Source organism: Verrucomicrobiales bacterium, assembly GCA_016793885.1.
Lineage (GTDB): Bacteria > Verrucomicrobiota > Verrucomicrobiia > Limisphaerales > UBA11320 > UBA11320.
Map to the genome: position 1 here is coordinate 39403 of JAEUHE010000065.1, position 16481 is coordinate 55883.

Below are 16481 nucleotides of genomic sequence, written 5' to 3' on the forward strand. Positions count from 1 at the left end.
CGCATATGATCCAAAATGTATTGCGAGATATCGGAGGGATCGCCGGCTACGGCGTGATCTCGATTTGCCTCTTCTTCCTGGTCTTCTCGAGCGCCTTGATTTGGGCGTTCTCGTTGAAGAAGTCACTGCTCAAGAGCATGGAAATCCTGCCGCTTGAGGGCAATGCCGCTGAATCTGACAACGTCCGGAAAGGAGACTCTTCCCATGAATGATCCCAAAGACCCCCTGTTGCTCGACCATGAGGCCGACGGCATTAAAGAACTGGACAACAACCTGCCTCGCTGGTGGGTGTGGCTGTTTTACCTCTGCATCATCTTCGCCTTTGGTTACATGGGTTACTACCATGTGATGAAGGCCGGCGACCTTCAGATCGCCGAGTATGAGAAGGAATGGAAGCGCGGCGAGGAAATCAAGTCCGCTGCCTTGGCGAAGTTTGAAAGTTCCATGGGCAGTTTGACTCCCTCGAAGGATGCCGTGCTGCTCGCCACGGGGCAGCAGACCTACACCACTCTCTGCGCGCCCTGCCATGGTCCGCAGGGTCAGGGGTTGGTCGGTCCCAACCTGTGCGACGACTACTGGATCCACGGATCCAACTTCGTCGATAACGTGAAGACGATCGTGAACGGGATTCCCGAGAAGGGCATGGTGACCTGGAAGGGTGTGCTGAAGCCGACCGAGATTCATGCGGTGGCCAGCTACATCTATACCTTCCGCGGCACCAAGCCCCCCAATCCGAAACCGCCCGAGAACCAGGCCCCGACCGGGCCCAAAGTGGAGTTCGAGTAGCCTAGCCTAGGACTCGGCCGAGTGAGAATCGCGAAAGACCATCATGCCAAATGTGAGTACGCCCAGTCCGACACCGGATGCCCCCGACGTCAGGGGGGCAGCCAAAGAAATCAACTGGGGGGACTTTCGCGATCACTTATCGACGGCGGATAAGGATGGCAACCGCAAGTGGCTTCATCCCAAGAAGCCCAACGGGCGTTTCTACCAGGCTCGGACGTATGTCAGCTATCTCCTGCTGGCGATCATGTTCATCGGGCCGTTTATTCGCATTAATGGCAACCCGTTGCTGCTGATCAATATCCTGGATCGGAAGTTTGTGATCCTGGGGCAGATTTTCTGGCCCCAGGATTTCATTATTTTCGCGACTGCGATGCTGCTGTTTTTCACGGGGATCCTGGTCTTCACCTCCGCGTTCGGGCGGCTGTGGTGCGGATGGACCTGCCCTCAGACACTGCTCATGGAAATGGTTTTCCGGAAGATCGAGTATGCGATCGACGGCGATGCCCACGAGCAGCGCGCGTTGGCCAATGCGCCGTGGACCGGACGCAAACTCTTCAAGCGAGCGTTCAAGCATGCCATCTTTTTCGGACTCTCGTTTGTGATCGGCAACACCCTCCTCAGTTATATCCTGGGCAGCGAGCAGCTCTTCCTCATCACGACCGACAATCCGATGAATCACCTGCGGGGGTTGACCTTCATGGTTTTGTTTACGCTCGTGTTTTATGGGATCTTCGCCCGCTTCCGAGAGCAGGCCTGCACGTTCATATGTCCCTATGGACGGTTCCAGTCGGTGCTCTTGGATGAGAACACCATGGTGGTGGCATATGATTACAAGCGCGGGGAGAAACGCGCGCACTGGCAGCGCGACGAGTCCCCGGATCAACGGAAAGCTGCTGGGGCGGGGGATTGCATCGATTGCCGGCAGTGCGTGACGGTCTGTCCGACGGGCATCGATATTCGCAATGGCACACAGATGGAGTGCGTGAACTGTACCGCGTGCATCGACGCCTGTGATGCGGTGATGGACAAGATCGACTTGCCCAAGGGTTTGGTGCGCTACGCGTCACTGAACGGAATTGAAAAGGGTCAGCGGCTGCGGTTTACCCCCAGGATGAAGGTCTATCTGGGCATTTTGTTTGGACTGGGCATCGCTTTGAGCCTGTTGATTTTTAATCGCACCGACGTGGAAACCACTTTGTTGAGAGCCCCTGGCGCTCTCTTTCAACAAACCCCCGAGGGACGAATCAGCAACCTTTACACCATGAAGATGTTTAACAAGACCTCTCATGATGTTCAGGTGGAATTACGGCTGGAAGGGTTCGATGGAACGATCCGGGTGCTGGGGCAGGGCACGGCGGTTCCGGCTCAGAAGCTGACGGAGGGGTCCGTCCTCATCGAGACGGAGCTAAAGAATCTGAAAGGGCCTACCACGCCGATGGTGGTGGGCGTTTATGCTAACGGGAAGTTACTCAACCGGGTTAAGACAGTGTTTGTAGGCCCCAGGTCCAACACTCCCTAATCGTCTTTCCGGATGGGTAAACAGTGCTGTAGTGGATAAGTGGGTCAACGAATTTTGATTTATGAGCGCGAATGATTCGGTTTCGAAGTCGTGGAATCCTTGGCCCTGGGCCATCATTGGTTTCTTTGTGATCTTCATCGGGTGCGTCGTCGCCTTCGTGATGTTTGCCACACGCCAGCCGATGGACCTGGTCCGGCACGATTATTACGAGGAGGAGTTGAGGTATCAGAAGCGAATCGACTCCGCCCAGCGGGCCCAGGCGCTGCCCGGGACCTTTTCTGTGCAGTATACGCCGCGGCCAGAGCAGCTCATTATCAGCCTGCCTCCGGCCACCCGCACGGCCTCCAAGGGCACGGTTCACCTTTATAGGCCGTCCGACGCCCAGCTGGATCGCACGCTGGAGCTCTCCTTCGATGCCTCGGCTAGGCAGGTGTTGGATGTGCCCGGACTCAAACCGGGTTTGTGGAAACTCCGGCTCGCTTGGGAGTTGCTCGGCGAGACATACTCCCATGAAGAGTCGGTGGTGATTCCTCCCAAGACCTCCTGATGGAACTCTGGACCGCATTCCTGCTTGGTTTGTTGGGTAGCCTGCATTGCGCCGGCATGTGCGGCCCCATCGCTCTGGCGTTGCCAGCCTCCTCGGTGTCCCGACGGGCGTTTCTGCTGGGTCGAATTCTAAATCAGCTGGGACGGATCGCCACGTATCTCTGCCTGGGCTTGCTGGGGGGGGTGCTGGGGAAGACCTTGGCGCTGGCCGGAGTCCAGCAGGGACTGTCCATCGGTTTGGGATCTCTCATGCTTATCGCGGTGTTCACTACCCAGTTAGCCCCGTGGAGCATCGGTGTTGGACGTTGGATAGGGTGGGTCAAGTCGTCGCTCGCGCGTTCTTTGAAGCAGGGCACGCCCCTGTCCCTCGCTGCAATGGGGGCCTTGAACGGACTTCTTCCCTGCGGGTTGGTCTATGTGGCTTGCGGGGGAGCGGTTTCGACCGGGAGTGTGGTGGAGGGGATGGCCTATATGGCGCTCTTCGGCCTTGGGACAGTTCCCATGATGCTTTCGATCAGTTTGGCCGGCCGCTCCCTGCCCATCGGGCTTCGATTGCGGCTTCAGAGCGTGGTTCCGGCTTGTTTGGTGTTGATGGGAACGCTGTTGATTCTTCGGGGATTGGGTCTGGGGATTCCGTATCTGAGTCCCGACCTCAGCCATGCGCTGACGGGTTGCCACAGTTGCCATTAGCAGCCTGCCGGACTTATCCACATCCGGCATCCCGGACCGGACGCTTGTTGATTCCGCGAAACCTCCGCGATTAGTTCCGTTAGAAGGGGGGTGTATGAAGCCATCCTCAGTCTCGGTGAGCGGATTTCTCGGCCCAAGTCGCGTCCTCTGGGCCATCGTTTCAGTCTGGCTCCTGCTCGGATTGTGCCCGCGGGAAGCTCTGGCTCAAGGTCTTTGGGCCTGCGGAGGCGAAGGGGAACCCCCCTGCAGCTGTTTGACCGACTTCTTCTGGGAGAACGGGAACCTGTTCGCTGATCGGGGTTTGCAGGCGACGGGGTTTCGGCGGCTGCCACCGGTCCGCTTCAATGCCACCGAGTGGGCGAACTTGAACCGGGTTGATATGACCCTAGCGGCCAAGTTGATCAACGTCGATTGGCCAGCTTTTCAGCAGCGGTTCAACAACCTGACTGCGGCTGATTTTCTGTCCTCGGTGTGCGTGGGGACTGTTGTCGAAGGAGTTTGCTATGCGATTCCACCCTCGAAATTGCCGGGGTGGTTCATCGCCGGTCAGGGATGTGTGGTGCCTGCCGTCATCCCGATCGTTCCCTCCAATTGCGAGATCAATGTTCCCGGCATCCCTTCCACCACCTTCAACTGGCTGCCGGACTTTGGCCGGCCTGGCTGGTCGGCACCTCGTGATTTGAATGCCTTTCTAGCGCAGGTGGATCGCGTCCTTGTTCAGTTTCCGCCGGCGATCCGCGGCATCCCGGGGCTGAGACCCGGCTTTCAGTTCCCCAATTTTCAATCAGGAGTGTCGGTGAACCTGGACGACTTCCAAGCCTCACTCGCCAGCTTAAAGCGGTTTTTCGTGGTGAACGCCGCCTTCTTTACCAGTTTGGCGGACGTGATTCACGACTTCACCGACCCTCCGGCGGGCGCTGTGTGTGTCAATGACACGCGGCATCAAGTCGAACCGGCCGCCTTTCTTCGGACTTGGACCCACTGGGCGGTTCAGAACCAGGAGCACCTGGCAAGGTTCGAACCGTTCAATTGGTATTCGCGCCTCGGCACTCACAATGCCTTCAACAACACCGCGGATGGTTACGTCGCTCCGAACCAGAAGTGGTCCCTGACTGACCAGCTGAATCTCGGGTCGCGCTATGTGAGTCTGGATGTGCATTGGTTTGCGGGGCGGCTCCGACTCTCCCATGCGGAATCCAATCACAACGGCGCCGGGCTCGCCGATCGGTTTCTCTCCAACGCGATCAAGGAGATCGCACGGTGGCTGCGCTCGCACACGAATGAAGTGATCCTCATATCTCTGGAGGATCGTTCGGACAATGACCACCACGCTGAGTTCATTGCTCCCTTCGAGGCGTATCTGGGCGATCTTGTTTACCGAGCGCGACCCGGCAACCCCCCTTGGGGACTGACGAGCATCGATCCCAACAGTCAATGGCCCAGCACTCAGACGTTGCGGGAACTGGGCAAGCGGGTGCTGGTGAAGGGGAGCTATGATCATGGGTCGGATATCATCTGGACGGGCGTTCCCTCTCCCAGCCTGGGGTCGTTTCGGGCGTTGAACTTTGCGCCCGACCGAACCAACTGGGTGGCCATCGCGGCCGGGGAGCGTATCGGTCCGGTGCTTTCCGTCGACATCCCTGGCCAGTATGAAACCAGGTCCGCCTTTGACCCGTTTGAACCCTCGGGTTACTTGACCGCGGCGGGACTGGCGGATCGAATTCGGTTCAACATTCCTGAGCTCAGCCTGGACATGCTCCACGCGCAGGAGGACACGGCTCAGTGCCCTGGGGCTGGCCCTGAAGTCTGCAATCCCCCGGACCGGAGGATTGAGGCCTTGGTTTGGAGTTGGGCGCCCGGGCAACCGGAAAACGCCCTAGGCGGCTCGGCCCATGGCAGGAATGCGGCGATCATGAATGGGAATACCGGCCGTTGGGAAGCGCGTCAGTCCGAGGAGGTTCACTACTTCGCCTGTGCCCTGAGGCGGAGCAATCATCCGACGGAGGTGATCGATCCCCTGGGCACCAACTGGGTGATCACGACCCGCGCGGGCTCGTGGGCCGAGGGCCCACTCGTGTGTGCGGAGCTGAACGCGAGCATCCGAGCGAATGCCTGCCGGCCGGGAACGAACGATCCTTTGACTGGGGTGTATGCGTTCGCGGCTCCTGTGAACGCACTGCAGAACGTCCATCTTCAGAAGGCGCTGCTGCGGTTCCGAGCTGAACATGGCTTGCCCAGTGCCCAAGTCTGGATCGCCTGCCATGATCCTCAAGGAGACGGCCAATGGGATCTGGCGCGCTCGGCTTACGAGGAAGAGGGGCATGAACAGGTGTTGCGTTTCGACGGTCAGGACGACGCGGTTCGGGTCCCCGAATTCGGCAGCGTGACGCCGGTGGATGAAGTGACCATCGAGTTCTGGCAGAAGGTTGGATCCGCGAGCGAGCAGGTGGCTTTGGCGGTTAATGGTGAGTCCTCCATCAATCGGATCACCATCCATTCGCCATGGGTCGATGGTAATGTCTATTGGGACTTTGGAAACATCCTGACGGAAGGCCGCCTCGCCTATCGGCCGCCGGTCGAGCTAGCGGGCTCATGGCAGCATTTCGCCATGGTCGCCAGTCGCAGCGGCAACTTTATGAAGATCTTCCGAAACGGGGTTCAGGAGGCGTTTAAGACGGGCATGACCCCGTTCACGCCGGGACGTTTTGATCTGGTGCTGGGGGCTGCGTTGCAAGGAGAGCAACTGGTTGGACTGTACCGGGGGGACCTGGATGAAGTCCGAATCTGGAGTCGCGCTCGGACTGAAACGGAGATTCGGAGCGATTTGCATCGTCGACTCGACGGCGCCACACCAGGCCTGCTCGCTTGCTGGCATCTGGATGCGGCGTCCGGGATCGGGGTGGTCGAGTCGGTGGCTGGCCGGCATGGGCGCCGAATCAATGGTCCCGACTGGGTGGTTCTAGATGCGGTCAGGCCGCTGTCCTCCGAAGTCCTGGCGGACAGCCCGATGGTTTACTATCGGTTCGACGATGCGGAAGACTGTTCCCGGGCTCTGGACATTTCCGGGAACTCGCGGCACGGGAGCTATCATCAAATGGGATTCCAAGCCGTGGGTGCGTTTGCCGGGCACGGCAGGACCCTGCTGCTCACCAACCGAACCAGTCGTGTGGAGGTGAACCGTTTCGTGCCGCCCTCGGCATTTACCCTGAGCGCTTGGGTCAAAACGGATACCTTGGGGCAGGGCACGGTCCTGTTGGGAGCGGACGCTGCCCTCGGCACCCTCTTTCGAATCACCATGGATGCGCAGGGGCAGATCACCATCCAGAACCACACGCTGGCCAATGCGGTTCTTCGCTTCGACACGCATCTCCAGGTGCCTCCATCCGGATGGCACCACATCGCCATCGTTCACAGTCCCCAATTGGGAGAGGTTCAGGTGCGGGCCTACCTCGATGGCCGAATCGCGGGCGCGGGCTACCTGCCTTCGCTGGTGCCCGACGGCCCACTGAGCTGCTATCTGGGAGCTTCGAAGTTCGTTCCCGCCACGACCCCCGCTCTCCTGGACGAATGGATCGTCCATCCGGCAGCCCTGTCCGCCGACCGAATCAGGGCACAGTACCTGACCGCCGCCGGCGGATTTGTCGAAGGTCGGGTCACGGATGGACTGGTTGGTCAGCCGGACGCTGAAGTGCAATGGGGGTGGGCGGGGGGAGCGCGATCGTTGGATGAAGTGAATTTCAGCAACGCTCCTTGGTTGACAACCTTTGGAACTCAGATTCGCTTGCCGGCCCCCGACGTTTCCTTTCCGCCTGGAAGTCCGACCCGTGACTTTGCGGTGGAGTTTGACACGCTGATACAGGTGCCGTTCGGCTCGATATTCAATCCCCTCGTCGACGTGGATTTTCGCGTCACCAGCCGCGATGGGGCCCGGGTGTTCGTGGACAACCGACTCGTCCTGGACAATGACGGAATCCATGATTCCCGGAGTGTGAACCGCCGGGTTGGTTTGTCGGGGGGTATTCATCGGTTGAGGATCCAATCCTTCTCCACCACCTCGGAGCCTTTGTTGGAGTTCGGTCTGACCGGGGCTTCGCTCACCGGCTTGGTATCCGCGAAGTGGGTAGACGCCGGGTGGGTGGCAGGAGGCTCGACCTTGACGCGAAACGACGGTGGTTACGCTTTGGGGCTCGTTGCGCCGGGAGCGCTGGTGCGTGCGTTATTCGAGAATTGGTCATTCACCCCCATGCAGGTGAGGGTCACTCCACCACAGCAAGGGATCGACTTTACGAGCCGCCGATCGCCGCCGACCCTTTCCCAGATTTCCGATCCCCCCGCCGTGGCCGTGGATTCTCCCGTGTTTGTCGAGTTTGAGATAGGCGACAGTCAGAGTTCGCTGGATCAGTTGGTGGTGTCGGTCGAGCCCAGTGTGCCCTCGCTGTTTCCGGTTGGGCGGATTCAGCTGTCTGGTGCGGGAGTGAAGCGGAGCGCGGTGCTGAATCCGGAGCCCGGTCAGGTGGGGATCAGTGAGGTTCGAATCGTGGTGACGGATCCTGATGGCCTCTCGACGACTGCGTCGTTCCGCGCGGAGGTTCGGGCGGGATCGGTGGGTGGAGTGGTGAGCGGCGGGTTGGTGGGCGTGCCCGGGATTCGCGTGGAGAGTGGATGGACCGGGGATCTGCGTTCCGTAGAAGAGATTCCTTTGGATCAGCCTTTGATCCACCTGATGATCGCATCCCAGATCGACTTCGATCCAGGCCTGGGAGCCTTCTACCCCGGCGGCCCCGTGGACTCGTTTGCCCTGGAAGTCTCTGGCACCATTGAAGTGGCTTTGGTTCCGCCCTTTTTTGGGACTCGCAACATTCCGTTGCGTTTGGAATCGGATGGCGGGGCCCGTCTCGAGGTTGATGGGGAGGAAGTGCTATCCCATCAAGACCCAGGTGTGCGGCAATCGACGGGCAGAGCGGTGCAGTTGTCACCGGGGCTTCACCCATTTCGGCTTTTGTATTTTGAGAATGACGGTCCGGCCCTGCTGCGGTTGTTTTCCGAGGACCGCGATACTTTGATTCGGGGAAGCTTTATGGGTTTTTGGGATACTCAATGGCGCCCCTTGGATCAGGCGGTCACCGATTCGCGAGGTCGCTACACGCTTCACCGAGCGCCGGTGGGTGCCACGGTGCGGGCGGTGTATCCTGGATGGACCTTCGCTCCGGCCGCGCGGGTGATCACCGGTCAGGCAGGGAACATGAACTTTGCGGTGGAGGATCTTCCCCGACTCACGATCCACCGCAGTGGGAACCAAGTGGTGTTGGAATGGCCGAAGACCGGGGGCACCTATTCCGTTCAGGCGGCCGGTGGCATCTCCCCTGCCGCCCAGGAGATCGCGTGGCTTCCCGTGGAAGTCGAGATCCTCGAGAGCGCGACTCTTCAACGGGTCGTCATTCCGGTCGTGGATCAGCACCGATGGTTTCGGCTGATCCGTTTGCGTTGAGCCTATATCAGGGCGCTTCGCGAGATCCTATGGAAGGGTAGGGGGAGACTCTCGCCCTACCTCGTCGCGCGGAGCGCCCGCCCCTCAGTCGCCCGCTTCCACTCACCCCCTGACATTCCTGCGAAATTCTCGCTTCTCCCCGAAGCGGGAGGCGCGTTAGTCTCTCGCCATGCTCGTCGTTCACGTTCACGTTCGGGTGAAGCCTGAATGCTTGGATGCATTCATCCAGGCGACAGTCGCGAATGCGCAGGCCAGCCTTCAGGAGTCTGGGATTGCTCGGTTTGATGTGGTTCGCCAACTCGACGACCCGACTCGTTTTGTTCTGGTCGAGGCGTATCGTAACGAGGATGCTCCGGCAGCCCATAAGCTGACCCCTCATTACCTTGCCTGGCGTGACACGGTGGCTTCGATGATGGCTGAGCCGCGGACTTCGGTAAAATATGGCAACCTCTACCCCAACGACGCTGGTTGGTGACAAGCCGCTCCGGTTTGAATTCGGCACTTCTTCGCGAATTCTCTTCGGGAGCGGTGTGTTCGCCGAGTTGCCCGCGCTGGTTCGCGAGTATGGTAACCGAGCGTTTGTTATCACGGGCAAGAACGGTCTGCGTGGTGATCGTCTGCTTCAGCAGTTGAGCGCTGCTCAGCTGGAATGTGATCGTTTTCCCCTGGCGGGAGAACCGACCGTCGCTGAGGTTTTGCTCGCTCGGGAGCGGGCGGCCAGGTTTGGTGCCTCCGTGGTGATCGGTTTTGGTGGCGGCAGCGCGATTGACGCCGCCAAAGCGGTTTCGGTGTTGCTCACCAATCCGGGGGATCCCATGGACTATCTGGAAGTCGTGGGCCGGGCCCAGCCCTTGACGGTTCCGGCGGCACCCTGCATCGCGATTCCCACCACTGCGGGCACCGGGGCGGAGGTGACACGCAATGCCGTGCTGACGGCCACGGAGCACCAGCTGAAGGTGAGTCTGCGTGGGCGGTTTCTGCTGCCCCAGGTGGCTTTGGTGGATCCTGAGCTGAGCTATGACCTTCCCCCCACGCTCACTGCGATGACCGGGCTTGATGCGCTTACCCAGCTCATCGAACCGTACGTGTCCTGTCGTGCGAATCCACTGACGGATGGGTTTTGCCTGGATGGGATTCGCCGGGTGGCGCGTTCCCTCGAGAAGGCGTGTGCCCATCCCAACGACGCCGCGGCCCGGGAGGACATGGCCCTCGCGAGCCTGCAGAGCGGCTTGGCGCTGGCCAATGCCGGTCTGGGCGCGGTTCATGGGCTGGCAAGTCCGATCGGCGGCCTGTGCGGCGCTCCACATGGGGCAGTTTGTTCCGCCCTCCTGGCATCGGTCATGGAAACGAACATTCAAGCCTTGCGGTTAAGAGCCCCCAATAGCACGAGCCTTTCGCGCTTTCGTTACATCGCCCGCTTGCTGGTGGGTAAGGAAGATGTGACCGCTGATGCGTGTGTGACTTGGGTGCGACACTTAACCTCTGCGCTGCACTTGCCTCGATTGCGCGACCTCGGAGTTCGTCACGAACACTTCGTTACCCTGATCGATAAGTCCTTGGTAGCTAGTAGTATGAAAGCGAATCCTATCCCCCTGACCTCGGTTGAGTTGAAAGCGGTCCTGGATCGTTCTTGGTAAGGTTTTGCTGGCCAACCTGGAGGTTTCGAGCGGAGCAAAAGGATCCAAGGATTGAACGCGGCTTGGAACCTGGTTTCGGGCTTTCTGATTCAATCGTTCAGGGAACTCGGGGATGGTATCCCTTCCCTTTCTGCTTGGCGGGCAAGGAAATCGCCAGTTTTTCACGCCAATAAACTTGACCGCTAGAGGAGGGGACCCCTAATTTGCGGATGTGCTAGGCACAATTCATGTTCGCACAAGTTAAAAGCCTGTTTTCCAACGACATTGGCATCGACCTCGGCACGGCGAACTCTCTTGTTTACGTACGCGATCAAGGCATCGTTCTGAGAGAGCCTTCCGTCGTGGCCATTCAAGCTGGCACTACCAACGTTCTGGCGGTTGGTGAGGAAGCCAAGCGGATGTTGGGCCGAACCCCGGGAAATATCGTGGCCATTCGGCCCATGAAGGATGGTGTCATCGCAGATTTCGAGATTACCGAAGCGATGCTCCGTCATTTCATTCAACGCGTTCATCATCGAAAGTTGATCGCGCCCCGCGTGGTGGTCGCTGTCCCGTCTGGAATCACCGAGGTGGAAAAGCGGGCGGTAAAAGACTCGGCGACACATGCTGGAGCGCGCGAGGTTTACTTAATTGAACAGCCTATGGCTTCGGCCATTGGCTGTGGTCTGCCGGTGCATGAACCGGCGGGCAACATGATCGTCGATATCGGCGGGGGCACCTGTGAAATTGCCATCATCTCCCTTGCCGGCATTGTGTTCAGCCGCAGCCTGAGGGTGGGCGGGGATGAGTTTGACGAGACGATCGTGGCGCACATGAAGAGAGCCTACAATTTGATGATTGGCGAACGAACAGCGGAAGAGATCAAGATCCGTGTAGGATCCGCTTTTCCGATGGAACAAGAGCTGACGCTAGATGTTAAGGGTCGCGATTTGAGTTCCGGGCTACCAAAGACGTTAACTATACGCTCGGAGGAGATTCGCGAGGCCTTGCAAGAGCCGCTTTCAAGTATTCTGGAGTCCATTCGCATTACCTTGGAACGCTGTCCACCGGAATTATCTGCCGATTTGGTTGATCGGGGGATTGTGGTGGCCGGCGGGGGTGCCTTACTGCGTGGGATCGACCGTCTGATCTCGGAAGAGACCGGGTTGCCCGTGCATATTGCGGATGATCCACTTAGCGCCGTTGCCGAAGGGACCGGCCGGGTGCTCCAGGAGCTTCAATTCCTCAAGCGCGTCACTTCCTCTTCCAGCAAGCTGTAGCGTTCGCCCTGCCTGAGAGGCCTTGGAGCCTGCTCGGGCATCGGGTGCAACGATGCTTAAGCGGTCACATTACGTGGTGTTTGTGCTGATCCTTCTCGCCGGCCTGGCGCTTGTCGGGCAGTCGGAACGGGCCAGGACCAGGCTCAAACGCGCCCTCGGCGGACTGTTTCTCCCCCTCTTCGGAATCGCCAGCTCCGCGCAAAGCCTCGCGGATCGAAGCACGGCTGCCCTGACTCCGCGGCCTGAACTCCAACGTCAGATCGAACAGCTCCAGGAGGAGCTGCAGCAGCATCGGCTGAAGGCCATGCAGTGGGAAGAAGTGGCCCGCGAGAATGCCCGCCTGCGCGATGCCCAGGGTCTCTCCCGGCAGTATCCATGGAAATTCAAGCTGGCGAAGGTCGTGGGCCGGGATCCGGCCAATTGGTGGCGGACGATCCGGATAAACTTGGGCACGCGCGATGGCTTGACCAACCACCTGCCGGTGGTGTGTTCGGACGGCTTAGTGGGTCGGCTATCCGAAGTGGGCTATTCGCATTCGACCGTGGTCCTGCTCGGAGATCCTGATTGCCGGGTGCCCGTCATCGTCAAGGAGACTCGCGATTGCGGGGTCATCGCCCCGGCGGACACCGGGCCGATCGATAACACCATCGTGGATCTCAAGTATCTTTCGAGCAATAGCGCCCTCAAGTCGGGGCACCAGGTCTTGACGAGCGGGCTCGCGAATTTGTTTCCCCAAGGCATTTTAGTGGGGCAGATCGCCGATGTCCGCACCGTGCAATTCGGCTTGCATCTTGAGGCGCGTGTTCGTCTGGCGGCGCGGCTGAATACCTTGGAGGAGGTTTTCGTTCTTTTTCCATGAACACCCTCAACAGCATCCTGGTTCTCTGCGCCACCTTCCTGGCGGTGTTCTGCCAATCGACTCTGGTGGGTTTTCGCAACTTGATCGGCGCCCAGCCTGATCTGCTGCCGAGCCTCGTGGTCTATGCGGCTCTGACAACGGGGTTGGGCTTGGGCAGCGCCGTTGCCGTGCTGGGTGGCTTGTGCTTTGATGCCCTGTCCTCGAATCCGCTGGGGATCTCCATCTTTCCGCTTTTCGTCATTGCGCTGATTATCGAGCGCTACCGGGGTTTGATTCTACGCGATCAAACGTATGCGCAATTCATGATCGGACTGGCGGCCAGCGCGGGTGCGCCGCTGGTGGTCCTGCTGCTATTGCTCAATACGGCGCGTGTGCCCATGATCGGTTGGGGGGCCTTGTGGCAGTGGATTGTCGTAGCCCTGGTGGGTGCCGCTGTGACGCCCCTGTGGTTTGCTTTCTTTGGCTGGTGGATTCGCAAGCTCAGCTACGACACCTTGCCCGAGTCCATCGCCCGGCCGAACCGGGAGATCAAGCGAGGTCGCTCCTAAGCCATGCTCGTCTTTGACCAACTCAAAAAGGATGACCCGCAGCTTCGGCTGCTTACCGGGGTGGTGCTGGTGGGCATGATCGTGCTGATGGCCGGCCTCTGGTACGTCCAGGTCATCACCTCCCAAAAGTTTGTCGAGAATCAGCGGGCACAGGCCTACCGTACGGTTCGAATTCCCGCGGCCCGCGGCAAGATACTTGACCGCCAGGGAAGGGCGTTGGCGGATAACTATCCCAACTACCGGGTGAGTCTGTATTTGGAGGAGTTGCCGAAGCTGTTTAAAGCGGAGTATCAGCGCAGCCGTGCGGAACGGCCCAAGACACGCGAGGAGCGCGTGGTCTTCGAGTCGATGATCCGGTATCGGGTGGTAAGCAATTTGGTTTACAACCTCAGCCAGGTGCTCAATCAGCCGATGGCCGTCACTTACGACGAATTTGTTCGGCATTACAACGGACAACTGGCGCTGCCCTTGACCCTAGCCAATCAGCTCAATCCCGTACAAATCGCCCGCTTCCAGGAGCAGCCGGTCATTCCCCCGGGCTTGGATCTGGATGTACAGCCGATGCGATTTTATCTCTATGCGACCACGGCCGCGCATTTGCTGGGCTACTTGCGTCGGGATAACCAATCCCGCGAGGGCGAGGATGCCGAGTATGATTTTCGCCTGCCGGATTTCCGGGGCAGGGTCGGGGTGGAGCGCGCCTTTGATTCCACGCTGTGTGGTCGGGCTGGGGTTAAATCCGTATTGGTGAACAATCTGGGCTATCGGCAGTCGGAGAGCACCTGGGTGGAATCTGAGCCGGGGACGAACGTGGTTCTCACCATTGATTTGGATGTTCAGCGCGCTGCTGAGCGCGGCTTGCAAGCCTCGATGAACTACACGCGCGGGGCGGTGGTGGTCATGGATTGTCGCGATGGCGACATCCTGGCCTTGGCGTCAGCCCCCTCGTTTGATCCCAATCGGTTCATTCCCGGGATTAGCCAGGCCGACTGGGAAATGCTCAGCGATCCGAAGCTGCGTCCCCAGATCAACCGGTGCATTCAGGAGAATTACGCGCCGGGATCCATCTTCAAGATCATCACTGCGATGGCTTGCCTGGAGGCGGGACTCGACCCGCATCAGACCTTGCAGAGCGCGGGACATATCTTCGTAGGACGGCGTCGGATCAAGGATACCGCACCCGCAGGCGAGTACGACTTCAAGAAGGCGTTCATCCACTCCAGCAACACCTATTTTATCAGCAATGGCATCCACGCCGGGGTGGACCGCATTCTGGAAATTAGCCGTCGACTGCACTTGGGGGAAACCACCGGGATCCCGCTGCCGGGTCAAGAGACATCCGGGATCCTGCCTCGCCCGGGCGAGGATCCTATCGTCTGGCATGACGGCGAGACGGCGAACCTGTGCATCGGGCAAGGGCAGGTAGCGGTGACCCCTCTGCAAATGGCGGTGATGACCGCCGCCATTGCCAACGGCGGAAAGGTTTTGTGGCCGCGCTTGGTGGATAAGCTGGTTCCCCAGGATCCGCTGCTCTCCGGCGAGGCTTGGACTTACAAGCGCGGGCGTGTGCGGGACGAGTTGAATGTTTCCAAGCGAACCCTCGAGTTGATCCGGGATGCGATGCGCGCGGATGTCGAGGAAGACGGTACCGGGAAGGGCGCGCGCATACCGGGCTTCCGAGTTTGTGGGAAGACCGGCACTGCGGAAGTTACCAACCCGCAGGGTCGGGTGGTGGACCACACCACCTGGTTTGCGGCGTTTGGCCCTTACGAGGATCCGCGTTATGTGGTCATCGTGATGGTGGAGAGCGGCGTTTCGGGCGGCCACACGTGTGCGCCGATCGCCAAGGAGGTGTTTCTAGCGTTGCGCAAGCGCGACCTGACAGCCTCGCCGACCGCCAGTTCGAGTAGACCTTCAACTGTTCCTGAAGGATGATCGGAAACTTTGATCAAGAATCGCGCCCGAGGGTCGACTGGCTTCAGCTCTTCGCTGTGCTGGCGCTCATTGCCGTTGGATCGGCCTTCATCTACAGTGCGACCGCATCGAACGAGATCTTCAGCTCCCGACCCTGGTTTCGTCAGCCAGGGATCTGGCACATGATTTACGGGCTGGTGGGGCTGACGGCTGGGGCTGTGATTTGCTGCTTTGACTACCGTCTGCTGAGCCGCTGGGCGATTGTCGCCTACTGGGGCAGCATCCTGCTCTTGGTGGCGGTATTTCTGGTGGGCAAGGAGGTCTACGGGGCTCGGCGTTGGATCGATTTTGGTCCGGTGCAGATCCAGCCTTCGGAGTTCGCCAAGATCGCGTTCATCTTCATGATGGCCAGCTATCTCAGTCGGCCGATTGACGAGCTCAAGCAGCCGGTGGTTTTCTGGCGGGCGATCGGGCTGATGCTGCTGCCGTTTCTATTGATCCTGAAGGAGCCGGACCTTGGCTCCGCTTTGTTGTTCTTACCCGTCGGCTTCGGAATGCTTTGGGCGGCGGGGACCCCGGCCAAGTGGCTGGCTCGGTTGGTGGGCGTCGGGGTGACGCTCATCGTGTTGCTGTTGATCGACATTCTGTTCGCCCCACCCCAATGGCAGTTCAAGTTGGAGGAATATCAGCGGCGGCGGCTGCTGGTGTACTTTGGAATCGATTTTGCCGCCAATGCCCCTGCTGCCGAGAGAGCGCGCCTGCGTCGGGAGCAACGGGCCCATTCGTACAATGCAGAGCAGGCGCTCATTTCGGTGGGTTCAGGCGGTTGGTTCGGAAAAGGTTGGGGCCAAGGGCAACAAATCACCCTGGGTTACCTTCCCCGAGCCGTCGCGCACAACGACTTCATCTTCTCTGTGATTGCCGAGGAGAAGGGATTTTTGGGGAGCATCCTCGTGATCTCCCTCTATTCGATTGTGCTCTTTACCGGAATTCGTACCGCAGCCCAGGCGCGCGATCGCCTGGGGCGGCTCCTGGCGGTCGGGGTTGTGACCCTGATGTTTAGCCAGGTTTTTATTAATATCGGCATGAACATTCGCATTATGCCCGTGACGGGAGTCCCACTGCCGCTGCTCAGTTCAGGCGGATCCTCAGTGCTCTGCTCGTTGATCGCGGCGGGTGTATTGCAAAATATTCATCTCTACCGAAGAAACTACTGACACATGAGTGACAAGAAC

13 protein-coding genes are annotated in these 16481 nt (G+C 59.5%); all 13 read left to right on the forward strand.

Annotation, left to right across the window (positions count from 1 at the left end):
* Nucleotides 1-5 precede the first annotated feature (5 nt).
* The 13 genes from JNN07_08315 to rodA all read left to right on the forward strand — a co-directional run bounded on the left by JNN07_08315 (nucleotide 6) and on the right by rodA (nucleotide 16463).
* Entirely contained in the window at nucleotides 6-212 is a 207-nt protein-coding gene (locus JNN07_08315; protein MBL9167730.1) for a hypothetical protein, read from the forward strand.
* Nucleotides 205-786 carry a c-type cytochrome gene (locus JNN07_08320; protein ID MBL9167731.1) on the forward strand — a complete coding sequence of 194 codons (582 nt, stop codon included), beginning with the start codon at nucleotides 205-207 and terminating at the stop codon, nucleotides 784-786. The genes JNN07_08315 and JNN07_08320 overlap by 8 nt, the downstream gene beginning before the upstream one ends.
* A gap of 52 nt (nucleotides 787-838) precedes the next feature.
* On the forward strand, nucleotides 839-2305 hold the full coding sequence (gene ccoG / locus JNN07_08325) for a cytochrome c oxidase accessory protein CcoG (GenBank protein ID MBL9167732.1): 1467 nt from the start codon (nucleotides 839-841) through the stop codon (nucleotides 2303-2305).
* Between the two features lie 61 nt (nucleotides 2306-2366).
* Nucleotides 2367-2852 carry a FixH family protein gene (locus tag JNN07_08330; protein ID MBL9167733.1) on the forward strand — a complete coding sequence of 162 codons (486 nt, stop codon included), beginning with the start codon at nucleotides 2367-2369 and terminating at the stop codon, nucleotides 2850-2852.
* Nucleotides 2852-3541: a sulfite exporter TauE/SafE family protein gene (locus tag JNN07_08335; protein MBL9167734.1), complete on the forward strand. Its 690-nt coding sequence runs from the start codon at nucleotides 2852-2854 to the stop codon at nucleotides 3539-3541. Before JNN07_08330 ends, JNN07_08335 begins: the two co-directional genes overlap by 1 nt.
* Before the next feature lie 94 nt (nucleotides 3542-3635).
* The gene (locus JNN07_08340; protein MBL9167735.1) at nucleotides 3636-9029 is read left to right on the forward strand and encodes a hypothetical protein; all 5394 of its coding nucleotides are present in this window, start codon (nucleotides 3636-3638) and stop codon (nucleotides 9027-9029) included.
* A 169-nt stretch (nucleotides 9030-9198) separates the two neighbouring features.
* Nucleotides 9199-9504, forward strand: coding sequence for an antibiotic biosynthesis monooxygenase (locus JNN07_08345; protein MBL9167736.1), 306 nt, complete (start codon nucleotides 9199-9201; stop codon nucleotides 9502-9504).
* Complete coding sequence (locus JNN07_08350; protein ID MBL9167737.1) at nucleotides 9470-10666, forward strand: iron-containing alcohol dehydrogenase; 1197 nt, start codon at nucleotides 9470-9472, stop codon at nucleotides 10664-10666. Before JNN07_08345 ends, JNN07_08350 begins: the two co-directional genes overlap by 35 nt.
* A 227-nt stretch (nucleotides 10667-10893) precedes the next feature.
* Nucleotides 10894-11925 (forward strand): rod shape-determining protein, encoded by a 1032-nt coding sequence (locus JNN07_08355; protein MBL9167738.1) that lies wholly within the window; start codon nucleotides 10894-10896, stop codon nucleotides 11923-11925.
* A 52-nt stretch (nucleotides 11926-11977) separates the two neighbouring features.
* Nucleotides 11978-12784 (forward strand): rod shape-determining protein MreC, encoded by an 807-nt coding sequence (mreC, locus tag JNN07_08360; GenBank protein MBL9167739.1) that lies wholly within the window; start codon nucleotides 11978-11980, stop codon nucleotides 12782-12784.
* Nucleotides 12781-13332, forward strand: coding sequence for a hypothetical protein (locus JNN07_08365; protein MBL9167740.1), 552 nt, complete (start codon nucleotides 12781-12783; stop codon nucleotides 13330-13332). The genes mreC and JNN07_08365 overlap by 4 nt, the downstream gene beginning before the upstream one ends.
* A 3-nt stretch (nucleotides 13333-13335) precedes the next feature.
* Nucleotides 13336-15267 carry a penicillin-binding protein 2 gene (gene mrdA / locus JNN07_08370; protein MBL9167741.1) on the forward strand — a complete coding sequence of 644 codons (1932 nt, stop codon included), beginning with the start codon at nucleotides 13336-13338 and terminating at the stop codon, nucleotides 15265-15267.
* Entirely contained in the window at nucleotides 15264-16463 is a 1200-nt protein-coding gene (gene rodA, locus JNN07_08375) for a rod shape-determining protein RodA (GenBank protein MBL9167742.1), read from the forward strand. Before mrdA ends, rodA begins: the two co-directional genes overlap by 4 nt.
* The last annotated feature ends 18 nt before the right edge of the window (nucleotides 16464-16481 follow it).